The organism is Streptomyces sp. NPDC001348, from assembly GCF_053597535.1.
Genome location: NZ_JBSFIK010000005.1, coordinates 283,738 through 297,171, shown reverse-complemented (window position 1 = coordinate 297,171; position 13,434 = coordinate 283,738). Strand labels below are relative to the sequence as shown.

The 13,434-nt window shown below is 70.0% G+C and carries 9 protein-coding genes; 3 read left to right on the top strand and 6 right to left on the bottom strand.

Annotation, left to right across the window (positions count from 1 at the left end; genetic code table 11):
• The first annotated feature begins 34 nt into the window (after positions 1–34).
• Complete coding sequence (gene mshC / locus ACWC21_RS08150) at positions 35–1,264, top strand: cysteine--1-D-myo-inosityl 2-amino-2-deoxy-alpha-D-glucopyranoside ligase (RefSeq protein WP_450879304.1); 1,230 nt, start codon at positions 35–37, stop codon at positions 1,262–1,264.
• A gap of 65 nt (positions 1,265–1,329) precedes the next feature.
• Here mshC and ACWC21_RS08145 read toward each other — a convergent pair whose 3' ends face one another.
• The 6 genes from ACWC21_RS08145 to ACWC21_RS08120 all read right to left on the bottom strand — a co-directional run bounded on the left by ACWC21_RS08145 (position 1,330) and on the right by ACWC21_RS08120 (position 8,566).
• Positions 1,330–2,310 carry a PAC2 family protein gene (locus ACWC21_RS08145; RefSeq protein ID WP_450879302.1) on the bottom strand — a complete coding sequence of 327 codons (981 nt, stop codon included), beginning with the start codon at positions 2,308–2,310 and terminating at the stop codon, positions 1,330–1,332.
• 173 nt (positions 2,311–2,483) lie between these two features.
• Positions 2,484–3,155, bottom strand: a complete 672-nt coding sequence (locus tag ACWC21_RS08140) for a FadR/GntR family transcriptional regulator (RefSeq protein ID WP_450879300.1) — start codon at positions 3,153–3,155, stop codon at positions 2,484–2,486.
• 199 nt (positions 3,156–3,354) lie between these two features.
• Complete coding sequence (locus ACWC21_RS08135; protein WP_450879298.1) at positions 3,355–4,971, bottom strand: FAD-dependent oxidoreductase; 1,617 nt, start codon at positions 4,969–4,971, stop codon at positions 3,355–3,357.
• Positions 4,972–5,020: 49 nt separating this feature from the next.
• The gene (glpK, locus tag ACWC21_RS08130) at positions 5,021–6,559 is read right to left on the bottom strand and encodes a glycerol kinase GlpK (RefSeq protein WP_450879296.1); all 1,539 of its coding nucleotides are present in this window, start codon (positions 6,557–6,559) and stop codon (positions 5,021–5,023) included.
• A 95-nt stretch (positions 6,560–6,654) separates the two neighbouring features.
• Complete coding sequence (locus ACWC21_RS08125; protein WP_450879294.1) at positions 6,655–7,449, bottom strand: MIP/aquaporin family protein; 795 nt, start codon at positions 7,447–7,449, stop codon at positions 6,655–6,657.
• A 352-nt stretch (positions 7,450–7,801) separates the two neighbouring features.
• Positions 7,802–8,566, bottom strand: coding sequence for an IclR family transcriptional regulator (locus ACWC21_RS08120; protein ID WP_450879292.1), 765 nt, complete (start codon positions 8,564–8,566; stop codon positions 7,802–7,804).
• Positions 8,567–8,850: 284 nt separating this feature from the next.
• On the opposite strand from ACWC21_RS08120, the gene metH reads away from it, so the two are divergent.
• Both metH and ACWC21_RS08110 read left to right on the top strand, forming a co-directional pair.
• Entirely contained in the window at positions 8,851–12,363 is a 3,513-nt protein-coding gene (gene metH / locus ACWC21_RS08115) for a methionine synthase (protein WP_450879290.1), read from the top strand.
• Positions 12,364–12,494: 131 nt separating this feature from the next.
• Complete coding sequence (locus ACWC21_RS08110; RefSeq protein ID WP_450879288.1) at positions 12,495–13,196, top strand: HAD family hydrolase; 702 nt, start codon at positions 12,495–12,497, stop codon at positions 13,194–13,196.
• Positions 13,197–13,434: the final 238 nt, after the last annotated feature.

Genomic DNA, 13,434 nt, shown 5'->3' with positions numbered 1-13,434 from the left:
TACGCGCGACTCGCGGGCGGTTAGGCTCATGTACATGCATGCCTGGCCCGCTTCCGAGGTCCCCGCCCTGCCCGGCAAGGGTCGCGACCTGAGGATCCACGACACCGCGACCGGTGGTCCCGTCACCCTTGATCCCGGTCCCGTCGCCCGTCTCTACGTCTGCGGCATCACCCCGTACGACGCCACCCACATGGGGCACGCGGCGACCTACAACGCGTTCGACCTGGTGCAGCGCGTGTGGCTCGACACCAAGCGGCAGGTTCACTACGTCCAGAACGTCACCGACGTCGACGACCCGCTGCTGGAGCGGGCGGAGCGGGACGGCGTCGACTGGGCCGCCCTCGCCGAGAAGGAGACGGCCCTGTTCCGCGAGGACATGACCGCTCTCAGGATGCTCCCGCCACGGCACTACATAGGCGCCGTCGAGGCGATACCCGGCATCGTCCCGCTCGTGGAGCGGCTGCGCGACCTGGGCGCGGCCTACGAGCTCGAGGGCGACACCTACTTCTCCGTCGAGGCCGACCCGCACTTCGGCAAGGTCTCGAACCTGGACGCCGCGGCCATGCGGCTGCTGTCCGCCGAGCGGGGCGGCGACCCCGAACGGCCCGGCAAGAAGAACCCGCTCGACCCGATGCTGTGGATGGCCGCCCGTGACGGCGAGCCCAGCTGGGACGGCGGCTCACTGGGCCGCGGCCGGCCCGGCTGGCACATCGAGTGCGTCGCCATCGCCCTGGACCACCTCGGCATGGGCTTCGACATCCAGGGCGGCGGCTCCGACCTGGCGTTCCCGCACCACGAGATGGGCGCCTCGCACGCCCAGGCGCTCACCGGCGAGTTCCCCATGGCCAAGGCGTACGTGCATGCCGGCATGGTCGCCCTGGACGGCGAGAAGATGTCCAAGTCGAAGGGCAACCTGGTCTTCGTCTCCCAGCTGCGCCGCGACGGCGTGGACCCCGCCGCCATCCGGCTCACCCTCCTCGCCCACCATTACCGGACCGACTGGGAGTGGACCGACCAGGTGCTCACGGACGCCGAGGCGCGGCTCGCACGGTGGCGTGCCGCCGTGTCCCGGCCCGACGGACCGCCCGCCGAGGCGCTCGTCGAGGAGATCCGCGAGGCCCTCGCGAACGACCTCGACTCCCCGGCCGCCCTGGCCGCCGTCGACCGCTGGGCCGCGCTCCAGCAGGAGCGGGGCGGCACCGACACCGGCGCGCCCGGCGTGGTGACCCGGGCCGTGGACGCACTGCTCGGCGTCGCCCTGTAGCGCCCACCGGACGTCGAAGGGGCGGTACGCGCCGTGCGTACCGCCCCTTCGCATCCCCCGGCGCGTCACTCCTCCGAGGAGTCGTCGTCCTCGGTGCCCGGCTTGGGCGGCTTCGGCGGCCGGGTACGGCCGCTCGGATTGTCCCTCAGGTACGAGGAGGGCGGCCCCTCCCCGCCGTCCGCCGTCGCATGCCCCCCGGGCGGGCCGACGTCCCGGCGCCGCAGATAGCGCTCGAACTCGCGGGCGATCGCCTCGCCGGACGCCTCCGGCAGCTCCGCGGTGTCCCGGGCCTCCTCCAGCGTCTGCACGTACTCGGCGACCTCGCTGTCCTCGGCGGCCAGCTGGTCCACGCCCACCTGCCAGGCCCGCGCGTCCTCCGGCAGCTCGCCCAGCGGGATACGCAGGTCGAGCAGGTCCTCCAGACGGTTGAGCAGGGCCAGCGTCGCCTTCGGGTTCGGCGGCTGCGACACGTAGTGCGGGACCGCCGCCCACAGCGACACCGCCGGGACACCGGCGTGCGTGCAGGCCTCCTGCAGGACGCCGACGATGCCCGTCGGCCCCTCGTACTTGGTCTCCTCCAGGTCCATCCGCTGGGCCAGGTCCGCGTCGGACGTGACCCCGCTGACCGGGACCGGACGCGTGTGCGGGGTGTCACCGAGCAGGGCGCCCAGGACCACCACCAGCTCCACGCCCAGCTCGTGCGCGAACCCCAGCAGCTCGTTGCAGAACGAGCGCCAGCGCATGGACGGTTCGATGCCGCGGACCAGCACCAGGTCGCGCGGCTTCTCGCCGCCGACCCGTACCACCGACAACCTCGTGGTCGGCCAGGTGATCTTGCGCACTCCGCCGTCCATGAACACCGTGGGACGGTTCACCTGGAAGTCGTAGTAGTCCTCGGCGTCCAGCGCCGCGAACACCTCGCCCTTCCATTCCCGCTCCAGATGCGCGACCGCGGTGGAGGCGGCGTCGCCGGCATCGTTCCAGCCCTCGAACGCGGCCACCATGACCGGGTCGATCAGCTCGGGAACCCCCTCGAGCTCGATCACCCAGCGCCTCCTTCCGACGTGCCCTCACGTACGTCCCAACCTTACGGCGTCCGACGGGGGCGCCCGCAGCCCCGTGCACGGGGTGGTGAACGGATCACTGCCCCGATCAACACCCCGGAACACCCTTTGCCGAGCCGAGACTCACCGGCACCGGCCGGTGCCGTACGGCGGCCTCACAGGGTGCTGCGGAGCCACTGCTCCACGCTCGCGATGTGCACGGTCGCCCAGGAGCGGGCCGCCTCCGCGTCCCGGTCGCGCAGGGCGCCCAGGATCGCCCGGTGCTCGCGCAGGGTGCGGCTGACCGCGTCCTTCTGGGTCAGACCGCGCCAGATCCGGGCCCGGGTGGTCGGCCCCGACAGCCCGTCGAGCAGCGAACACAGCACCGAGTTGCCCGAGCCGCGGACGATGCTCCGATGGAAGTCCAGGTCGCAGGCGACGAGTTCCTCCACCGACGGCTCTGCGCCCAGTGCGTCCAACTGTGCGGACAGCGCGTCCAGTTGCTGCTCACTGATCCGGGAGGCGGCCATCGCCGTGGCGGCCGGCTCCAGGATCCGGCGCACCGCGAGGAACTCCAGGACCGTGTCGTCGCGGTGGAAGTCCACGACGAAGCTGAGCGCTTCCAGCAGCAGTTGGGGATCCAGGCTGGTGACGTACGTGCCGTCGCCCTGCCGCACGTCCAGGATCCGGATCAGCGACAGCGCCCGCACGGCCTCCCGCAGGGAGTTGCGTGACAATCCCAGCTCGGCCGCGAGCTCACTCTCCTTGGGCAGCCGGTCGCCGGGCCGCAGGGCGCCGGAGACGATCATCCCCTTGATCTTCTCGATCGCCTCGTCGGTGACCGCCATGGCGAGCCTCCCTGTCGCTCAGACCTCCGATGTGTCAGCACATTATGGGGGCACATCAGGGGAATCCCGACCGTCGCGCTTCATACGGAAGGGGCGGCTCCATCGCCATGGAGCCGCCCCTTCCGCTTTCCCGGCCCCGGTGCGGAAGGGGCCGTCCCTTGACGCCGGCTCCGGTCAGGGAAGTGGGCCGGCCGGGGGGCTACTTCTTGTCCAGCAGATCCTGGACCTTCGCGCGGACCTCGTCCGTGGCCAGACCGCGGATCGTCAGCGTCGTACGGCGGCGCAGCACGTCGTCCGGCGTCTCGGCCCACTCGTGGTCGCGGGCGTAGACGACCTGCGCCCAGATCTCCGGTGCGTCCGGGTGGACGCGCTCGGCGAGCTCCGGGTCGTCGTTGGCCAGCCGGGCGATGTCGAAGGCCAGTGAGCCGTAGTGCGTGGCCAGGTGCCTGGCGGTGTCCGCCGCCATGCGCGGACCGGGTGCCGGGCGGTCCACCAGGAGGCGGTGCGCGACCGCCCGCGGGTTGGCGACACCGGGCAGCGGCAGCTTCTTCGGCAGGGAGGAGATGGGCTCGAAGTCGTCGCCCAGCGGGTGACCGGGGAGCGACTCCAGCTTCTGCATGACCGTACGGCCGATGTGGCGGAAGGTGGTCCACTTGCCGCCCGCGACGGACAGCATGCCGCCCCTGCCCTCGGTGACGACGGTCTCGCGCTTGGCCTTGGCGGTGTCACCGGGGCCGCCCGGCAGCACCCGCAGCCCGGCGAAGGCGTAGGTGATCAGGTCGCGGCTGAGCTGCTGGTCCCGGACGGAGAACGCAGCCTCGTCCAGGATCTGCGCGATGTCCTTGTCGTTGACCGCCACGTCCGCCGGGTCGCCCTCGTACTCCTCGTCGGTGGTGCCGAGCAGCAGCATGTCCTCCCAGGGGAGGGCGAAGGTGATGCGGTACTTGTCGATCGGGGTGGCGAGCGCGGCCTTCCACGGGGAGGTGCGCTTCAGCACGAGGTGCGCGCCCTTCGACAGCCGGATGGACGGCGCCGCGTTCGGGTCCTCCATCCTGCGCAGGTGGTCCACCCACGGGCCGGTCGCGTTCAGGACCAGACGCGCGTTCACGCCGAACTCGTCACCGGAGGTGCGGTCGCGCAGGTCGGCGCCCGTCACCCGGCCCTTGGTGAAGCGCAGGCCGGTGACTTCGGCGTGGTTGAGGACGACCGCGCCCGCGTCGACGGCCGCGCGGACCGTCATCAGCGCCATGCGGGCGTCGTTCATCTGGTCGTCGCCGTACACGGCGACGGCCTTGAGGTTCTCGGTACGCAGCTCCGGCACGTCCTGCGCGGCCTTCGACGGGCTCAGCAGGTGGCCGACGCCGTCACCGAAGGCGGAGAGCGCGGAGTAGGCGAAAACGCCCGCGCCGAGCTTCGCCGCGCCGTGCGGCCCGCCCTTGTACACGGGGAGGTAGAAGGTGAGCGGGTTAGCCAGGTGGGGGGCCACCTGGCGGGAGACCGCACGGCGCTCGAAGTGGTTCTCCGCCACCAGCTTCACCGCACCGGTCTGCAGGTAGCGCAGACCGCCGTGGAGCAGCTTGGAGGAGGCGGAGGAGGTGGCGCCGGCGAAGTCGCCGGCGTCGACCAGGGCCACCCTGAGCCCCGACTGCGCGGCGTGCCAGGCGGTGGAGATGCCCAGGATGCCGCCGCCGATCACGAGAAGGTCGTACGACGCCTTGGAGAGCTGCTCCCTGGTCTCGGCTCGGCTCGGGAGAGAGCCGGACGCCGGGCGCGTCCCCAGGGCAGGTATGGACTGCAGGGTGGACTGACTGGTCATTTCGGGTGATTACTCCTCATCAGAGCTGTGCTGAGCTGTTCTGGTCAGTTCAGCTCTCGTGCTCGATCCAGCCCATGGTCCGCTCGACGGCCTTGAGCCAGCTCTTGTACTCACGTTCGCGGGTTTCCGCGTCCATGCGGGGGGTCCACTCGGCGGCCCGGCGCCAGTTGGCGCGCAGCTCGTCGGTGCTGGACCAGAAGCCGACGGCGAGGCCGGCGGCGTACGCGGCGCCGAGGCAGGTGGTCTCGGCGACCATCGGGCGCACCACGGGCGCGTCAAGGACGTCGGAGAGCGTCTGCATCAGCAGGTTGTTGGCGGTCATGCCACCGTCGACCTTGAGCGTCACCAGCTCGTCGCCGGAGTCCTTGACCATGGCGTCGGCGATCTCCCGCGTCTGCCAGGCGGTGGCCTCCAGGACGGCGCGCGCGAGGTGTGCCTTGGTCACGTACCGGGTCAGGCCGGCGATCACACCGCGGGCGTCGGAGCGCCAGTGCGGGGCGAACAGTCCGGAGAAGGCCGGTACGAAGTAGGCGCCGCCGTTGTCCTCGACCGAGAGCGCGAGCGTCTCGATCTCGGCGGCCGTGGAGATCAGGCCCATCTGGTCGCGCATCCACTGCACCAGCGAGCCGGTGACGGCGATCGAGCCCTCCAGGGCGTACACCGTCGGCTGGTCGCCGATCTTGTAGCCGACGGTGGTCAGCAGACCGGCGTAGGAGTTGATGATCTTGTCACCGGTGTTCATCACCATGAAGGTGCCGGTGCCGTAGGTGGACTTGGTCTCGCCCTCGGAGAAACAGCACTGGCCGAACAGGGCCGCCTGCTGGTCGCCGAGCGCGGAGGCGACCGGGATGCCGCCGAGCAGATCTCCCAGCTTGCCGCCGGTGACCTCGCCGTACACCTCGGCGGACGAGCGGATCTCCGGCAGCATCGCCAGCGGGACGCCGATGGACGAGGCGATCTTCTCGTCCCACTGCATGGTGTGCAGGTTCATGAGAAGGGTGCGGGAGGCGTTGGTGACGTCGGTGACGTGCCGGCCGCCGTTGACCCCGCCGGTCAGGTTCCAGATGACCCAGCTGTCCATCGTGCCGAAGAGGATGTCGCCCGCCTCGGCGCGCTCCTTGAGCCCCTCGACGTTGTCGAGCAGCCAGCGGGCCTTCGGACCGGAGAAGTACGAGGCCAGCGGGAGGCCGGTCTCGCGGCGGAAGCGGTCCTGGCCGACGTTGCGGCCGAGCTCGTTGCAGAGCGCGTCCGTGCGGGTGTCCTGCCAGACGATGGCGTTGTGGACGGGCTCACCGGTGTTCTTGTCCCACAGCACGGTGGTCTCGCGCTGGTTGGTGATGCCGATGGCCTTGATGTCGTCGCGGGTGATGCCGGCCTTCTGTACGGCTCCGGCGACGACCTCCTGGACGTTGGTCCAGATCTCGTTGGCGTTGTGCTCGACCCAGCCCGGCTTCGGGAAGATCTGCTCGTGCTCCTTCTGGTCGACGGAGACGATCCGGCCGTCCCGGTCGAAGACGATGCAGCGCGAGGAGGTCGTGCCCTGGTCGATGGCGGCGATGAACGGGCCGGCAGTGTGGGCGTCGGTCACTGTGTGCTCCTGGGGAATCCGTGGTTGAGGGGCGTTACGTACGGCGCGTGCCCGTAGGCCGTGGCCCGGGCCGCCCGTCGACGGCCCGGTGCTTCCTAGGCGAAAGCGACGTTGTAGATGCCTGCGGCTATCGCGCCGCCGATCAGCGGACCGACCACCGGGATCCAGGCGTAGCTCCAGTCGGAGCCGCCCTTGTTGGGCAGGGGCAGAAGGGCGTGCACGATGCGCGGACCGAGGTCACGGGCCGGGTTGATCGCGTAGCCCGTGGGGCCGCCGAGCGAGAGACCGATGGAGACGACCACCAGTGCGGTGATCAGCGCTCCCAGGGTGCCCAGACCGTTGCCCTTGTCGTTCAGGCCCTGCGTGAGGACGGCGAGCACCAGCACGATGGTGCCGATGATCTCCGTGGCGAGGTTCTGCACCGCGTTCCGGATCTCCGGACCGGTGGAGAAGATGCCCAGGACCGGGCCGGCGCCCTTCTCCTGCGCCTCGACGGCCTTGGCCGCCGTGGCCTGCGCACCGGGACCGCCGACGATCTCCTTGTCGGTGAGGTGCGCGTGGAACTGGCCGTAGTAGGCCACCCAGACAAGGGTCGCGCCGATCATGGCGCCGAGCAGCTGGCCGCCCCAGTAGACGGGGAGGTTGCTGAAGTCCTTGTCCTTGATCGCGAGTGCGAGGGTCACGGCCGGGTTCAGGTGGGCGCCGGAGAGCGGCGCCGAGGTGTAGACGGCCGTCAGAACGGCGAAACCCCACCCGAAGGTGATGGCGAGCCAACCGGCGTTACGGGCCTTGGAGGCCTTCAGGGTCACGGCGGCACAGACGCCGCCGCCGAGGAGGATGAGTATGGCGGTACCGATGGTCTCGCCGATGAAGATGTCGGAGCTGGACACCCGCGACTCCTTTGTCCTTCGTCCAGGGAAGCCGAACCCCGGGTCCCTCCGGGGGTTCAGCGCCCTCGGGGGTGAGAGCGATGCCGGCCCTTGGCGTTGCCACACTCTAACGCGTATTGCCGGTAGGTGTTCGACAATGCCGACCGATGGACGGGAGTCTTGCCCCGGCCCGAGGCACGCGTCAAGAGTTCTGTTATCGAATATGCGATCGTTATTGATCGCTCTTACTGATCAAGGATCGAGCGCTCGAAGCGCTGCTATGTGCGGTATGTCCCTTTCAGGGTATGGCGAGAGCCGGAACGCCGCCCTGCGTCCCGGTCTTCCTTCCGAATTCCCGCGTGCCCGGACTCGCTCAGAACCGCCCGGCGCCCAGATCCCGCGACACCGCGCGGGCGCAGTCCCGTACTGCCGCGATCAGTTCGGGACGCAGCTCCCCGTCCCTGCACAACCGCTCCACGGCGCCGGTGATCCCCACCGCGCCCACCGGCATCCGCCGCCGGTCGTGGATCGGCGCGGCCACCGAGGCCACACCCTCCCAGGTCTCCTCCACGTCGGCCGCGTACCCCCGCGCGCGTGACATGTCGAGGATGTGCTCGAAGTCCGTCCAGTCGCACACCGTGCGGTCGGTGAACGGCTTCCGGTCGGCCTCCAGCGCCTCGCTGTGCGCGACCGGGTCGTACGCGCAGAGCACCTTGCCCAGCGCCGTGGAGTGCAGCGGCTGCATGGCCCCGATCTCCAGGACCTGCCGGCTGTCGTCGGGCCGGAAGACGTGGTGCACGATCAGGACCCCCTGCTGGTGCAGCACACCCAGATACACGCTCTCCCCGCTGGAACGGGCCAGGTCGTCGGTCCACACCAGCGCCCGGGCCCGCAGCTCGTGCACGTCCAGGTACGTGGTGCCCAGGCGCAGCAGCTCCGCGCCCAGCTGGTAGCGCCCGGAGGCGTCGTCCTGCTCCACGAAGCCCTCCTGCTGCAGAGTGCGCAGGATGCCGTGGGCGGTGCCCTTGGCGAGGCCCAGGGACGAGGCGATGTCCGACAGGCCGAGCCGTCGCTCGCCACCCGCCAGCAGCCGCAGCATCGCGGCCGCCCTTTCGAGCGACTGGATGTTCCGTGCCATCGCCGTACTGCCTCCGTCCGCTTCGTCCGTCGCCGCGCACACCGCTGCCGACGCCGTTCGGCAATGCCGAACACTACCGGTCCATGACGACCTCCCGCTAATGGTCGGTCGGTACTTGTTACGTCACTCGTGGTCCACAGGTGGCCCACCGGCCACACTCGTCCGCGTCGTGGACGCCCTGCCCATGAAAGCGGACTCCCGGTTACGCTGGCGCCGTGCCTCCTCCCCGGGCCCGCCCGGGAAACCGCATAGCCGACAGCCGTCGCACCTCAGGGAGCCCCTTCATGGCCTCGTTGCCGCCGACCCCTTCCGCCGACCCCAGGACCCGTGTGTCCGCCCTCCGAGAGGCCCTCGCCACCCGTGTGGTGGTCGCCGACGGAGCGATGGGCACGATGCTCCAGGCACAGGAGCCGACCCTCGACGACTTCCAGAACCTCGAGGGCTGCAACGAGATCCTCAACATCACCCGCCCGGACATCGTCCGCTCGGTCCACGAGGAGTACTTCGCGGCGGGCGTCGACTGCGTGGAGACCAACACCTTCGGCGCGAACCTCACCGCCCTGGGCGAGTACGACATCCCCGAACGCATCACCGAGCTCTCGGAGGCCGGCGCCCGCATCGCACGCGAGACCGCCGACGAGTACACCGCCCGGACCGGCCACCACCGCTGGGTGCTCGGCTCCATGGGCCCGGGCACCAAGCTGCCCACCCTCGGCCACACCACCTTCGGCGCCATCCGGGACGCCTACCAGCAGAACGCCGAGGGCCTGCTCGCCGGCGGCGCCGACGCCCTGCTGGTGGAGACCACGCAGGACCTGCTGCAGACCAAGGCCTCCGTCGTCGCCGCCCGCCGCGCCATGCGCACGGCCGGCTACGAGGTGCCGCTGATCGTGTCGGTGACCGTGGAGACGACCGGCACCATGCTGCTCGGCTCGGAGATCGGCGCGGCCCTCACGGCCCTGGAACCGCTCGGCATCGACATGATCGGCCTGAACTGCGCCACCGGCCCCGCCGAGATGAGCGAGCACCTGCGCTACCTGGCCCGCCACTCCCGCACCCCGCTGTCCTGCATGCCGAACGCCGGCCTGCCCGTCCTGACCAAGGACGGCGCCCACTACCCGCTGACTGCCCCGGAACTCGCGGACGCCCACGACACCTTCGTCCGCGAGTACGGCCTGTCCCTGGTCGGCGGCTGCTGCGGCACCACCCCCGAGCACCTGCGCCAGGTGGTCGAGCGGGTCCGGGACGTCACCCCGACCGAGCGCCGGCCGCAGCCCGAGCCGGGCGCGGCCTCGCTCTACCAGTCGGTTCCGTTCCGGCAGGACACCTCCTACCTGGCGATCGGTGAGCGCACCAACGCCAACGGCTCCAAGAAGTTCCGCGAGGCCATGCTGGAGGGCCGCTGGGACGACTGCGTGGAGATGGCCCGGGAGCAGATCCGCGAGGGCGCGCACATGCTCGACCTGTGCGTGGACTACGTCGGCCGCGACGGCGTCGCCGACATGGAGGAACTGGCCGGCCGTTTCGCCACCGCCTCGACGCTGCCGATCGTGCTGGACTCCACCGAGGTCGACGTCATCGAGGCGGGCCTGGAGAAGCTCGGCGGACGCGCGGTCATCAACTCCGTCAACTACGAGGACGGCGCCGGTCCCGAATCCCGGTTCGCCAGGGTCACCCGGCTCGCGCGGGAGCACGGCGCCGCGCTGATCGCGCTGACCATCGACGAGGAGGGCCAGGCCCGCACCCCGGAGAAGAAGGTCGAGATCGCCGAGCGGCTGATCGCCGACCTGACCGGGAACTGGGGCATCCGTGAGGAGGACATCCTCATCGACACCCTGACCTTCACCATCTGTACCGGTCAGGAGGAGTCCCGCAAGGACGGCGTCGCCACCATCGAGGCGATCCGCGAGCTGAAACGGCGTCACCCCGCCGTGCAGACCACCCTCGGTCTGTCGAACATCTCCTTCGGCCTGAACCCGGCCGCCCGCATCCTGCTGAACTCCGTCTTCCTCGACGAGTGCGTCAAGGCGGGCCTGGACTCGGCGATCGTGCACGCCTCGAAGATCCTGCCGATCGCCCGGTTCACCGAGGAAGAGGTCCAGACGGCCCTCGACCTCATCCACGACCGCCGCAGCGACGGCTACGACCCCCTGCAGAAGCTCATGCAGCTGTTCGAGGGCGCCACGGCCAAGTCACTGAAGGCGGGCAAGGCCGAGGAACTGGCCGCGCTCCCGCTGGAGGAACGCCTCAAGCGGCGCATCATCGACGGTGAGCGCAACGGCCTGGAGGCCGACCTGGACCTCGCGCTGACCGAGCGCCCCGCTCTGGACATCGTCAACGACACCCTGCTGGACGGCATGAAGGTGGTCGGTGAGCTGTTCGGCTCCGGCCAGATGCAGCTGCCGTTCGTGCTGCAGTCCGCCGAGGTGATGAAGGCGGCCGTGGCCCACCTCGAGCCGCACATGGAGAAGTCCGACGCCGAGGGCAAGGGCACCATCGTGCTGGCCACGGTGCGCGGGGACGTGCACGACATCGGCAAGAACCTGGTGGACATCATCCTGTCCAACAACGGCTACAACGTCGTCAACCTGGGCATCAAGCAGCCGGTCTCGGCGATCCTGGAGGCGGCCGAGGAGCACAGGGCCGACGTCATCGGCATGTCCGGTCTGCTGGTGAAGTCCACGGTGATCATGAAGGAGAACCTGGAGGAGCTCAACCAGCGCGGCCTCGCCGTCCGCTTCCCCGTCATCCTCGGCGGCGCCGCCCTCACCCGCGCCTACGTCGAGCAGGACCTGCACGAGATCTACGAGGGCGAAGTCCGCTACGCACGCGACGCGTTCGAGGGCCTCAACCTGATGGACGCGCTCATCGGCGTCAAGCGCGGCGTGCCCGGCGCGAAGCTGCCGGAACTCAGGCAGCGCCGGGTCCGGGCGGCCACCGTCGAGATCGAGGAGCGGCCCGAGGAAGGCCACGTACGCTCCGACGTCGCCACCGACAACCCCGTGCCCACCCCGCCGTTCCGGGGCAGCCGGATCGTCAAGGGCATCCAGCTCAAGGAGTACGCGAGCTGGCTGGACGAGGGCGCGCTGTTCAAGGGGCAGTGGGGACTGAAGCAGGCCCGCACCGGCGACGGACCCACCTACGACGAACTCGTCGAGACCGAGGGACGGCCGCGGCTGCGCGGCCTGCTGGACCGCCTCCAGACGGAGAACCTGTTGGAAGCGGCCGTGGTCTACGGCTACTTCCCGTGCGTGTCCAAGGACGACGACCTCATCATCCTCGACGACGAGGGCAACGAGCGCACCCGCTTCACCTTCCCCCGCCAGAGGCGCGGCCGGCGCCTGTGCCTCGCGGACTTCTTCCGCCCGGAGGAGTCGGGGGAGATTGACGTCGTCGGCCTGCAGGTCGTCACCGTCGGCTCCCGGATCGGCGAGGAGACGGCCAGGCTGTTCGAGTCCAACTCCTACCGCGACTACCTCGAACTGCACGGCCTGTCCGTCCAGTTGGCCGAGGCCCTCGCCGAGTACTGGCACGCCCGCGTCCGCTCCGAACTGGGCTTCGCCGGGGAGGACCCCAGCGACATGGAGGAGATGTTCGCCCTGAAGTACCGCGGCGCCCGTTTCTCCCTCGGCTACGGCGCCTGCCCCGACCTGGAGGACCGCGCCAAGATCGCCGAGCTGCTCCAGCCGGAGCGGATCGGCGTCCACCTGTCCGAGGAGTTCCAGCTGCACCCCGAACAGTCCACGGACGCGATCGTGATCCACCACCCCGAGGCCAAGTACTTCAACGCCCGCTGACCAGGGGCGAGCGCCGGCCTCGGCCGGTAAAACAGGCGATCCACCCTCCGGAGTCGTACACTGGTCGATCCACCGCAGGCCGGTTCCCGCACGGGAACCGGCCTGATCGTCCCTCCAGGAGGTGCGCCCCGATGACCAGCACGGTACCCGCGCTCGGAACCCGTACGGCGGAAGGCTCCGCCCTCCAGGCGGTGCTGCTCGACATGGACGGCACCCTGGTGGACACCGAGGGCTTCTGGTGGGACGTGGAAGTGGAGGTCTTCGCCCGTCTCGGCCACACCCTCGACGAGTCCTGGCGCCAGGTCGTGGTCGGCGGGCCCATGGCCCGCAGCGCGGGCTTCCTCATCGAGGCCACCGGCGCCGACATCACCCTCGCCGAGCTCAGCGTGCTGCTCAACGACGGCTTCGAGGACCGTATCGGGCGCGCACTGCCCATGATGCCCGGGGCCGCCAGACTGCTGTCCGAGCTGCACCAGCAGCGGATCCCGACCGCCCTGGTCTCCGCATCGCACCGCCGCATCATCGACCGCGTACTGACCTCGCTCGGACCCCAGCACTTCACCCTGTCCATCGCCGGCGACGAGGTGTCGCGCACCAAGCCGCACCCGGACCCGTACCTGCTCGCCGCCGCCGGACTGGCCGTGGATCCGACGAGATGCGCGGTCGTCGAGGACACCGCGACCGGCGTCGCCGCGGCCGAGGCCGCCGGTTGCCACGTGGTCGCCGTGCCGTCCGTCGCACCCATCGCCCCGGCCGTCCGGCGGACCGTCGTGACCTCCCTGGAAGAGGTCGACCTGGCATTTCTGCGGGGCCTGATGACGGAAATGCGCTAGCCGTTCACCCAGCGTGCAAAGCCCATTGGGCAAAATCCCGGTTCGGTACACCCGAGTACGCCGGGCGGAATTCGAAGCGGGTCGACCGGCCGAATTCCACCATCGAACAACCGAGTTGGAACTGTGACGTTCGACACCTCTCCAGGGGTCGACAGGTGAGCTCAGTTGTGCCGCTCACCCGTGTTCTGTGGGAAACTGTGCGACTTTGTGTCCCGATTCATGGAACGCTGCACTAATC

What these genes read in the sequence shown, in the direction of transcription:
- mshC (WP_450879304.1), top strand. Translation starts at nt 35, where the DNA reads ATGCATGCCTGGCCCGCTTCCGAGGTCCCCGCCCTGCCCGGCAAGGGT.
- ACWC21_RS08140 (WP_450879300.1), bottom strand. Translation starts at nt 3,155, where the DNA reads ATGGCGGTCACCGACGAGGCGATCGAGAAGATCAAGGGGATGATCGTC.
- ACWC21_RS08135 (WP_450879298.1), bottom strand. Translation starts at nt 4,971, where the DNA reads ATGACCAGTCAGTCCACCCTGCAGTCCATACCTGCCCTGGGGACGCGC.
- ACWC21_RS08120 (WP_450879292.1), bottom strand. Translation starts at nt 8,566, where the DNA reads ATGGCACGGAACATCCAGTCGCTCGAAAGGGCGGCCGCGATGCTGCGG.
- metH (WP_450879290.1), top strand. Translation starts at nt 8,851, where the DNA reads ATGGCCTCGTTGCCGCCGACCCCTTCCGCCGACCCCAGGACCCGTGTG.
- ACWC21_RS08110 (WP_450879288.1), top strand. Translation starts at nt 12,495, where the DNA reads ATGACCAGCACGGTACCCGCGCTCGGAACCCGTACGGCGGAAGGCTCC.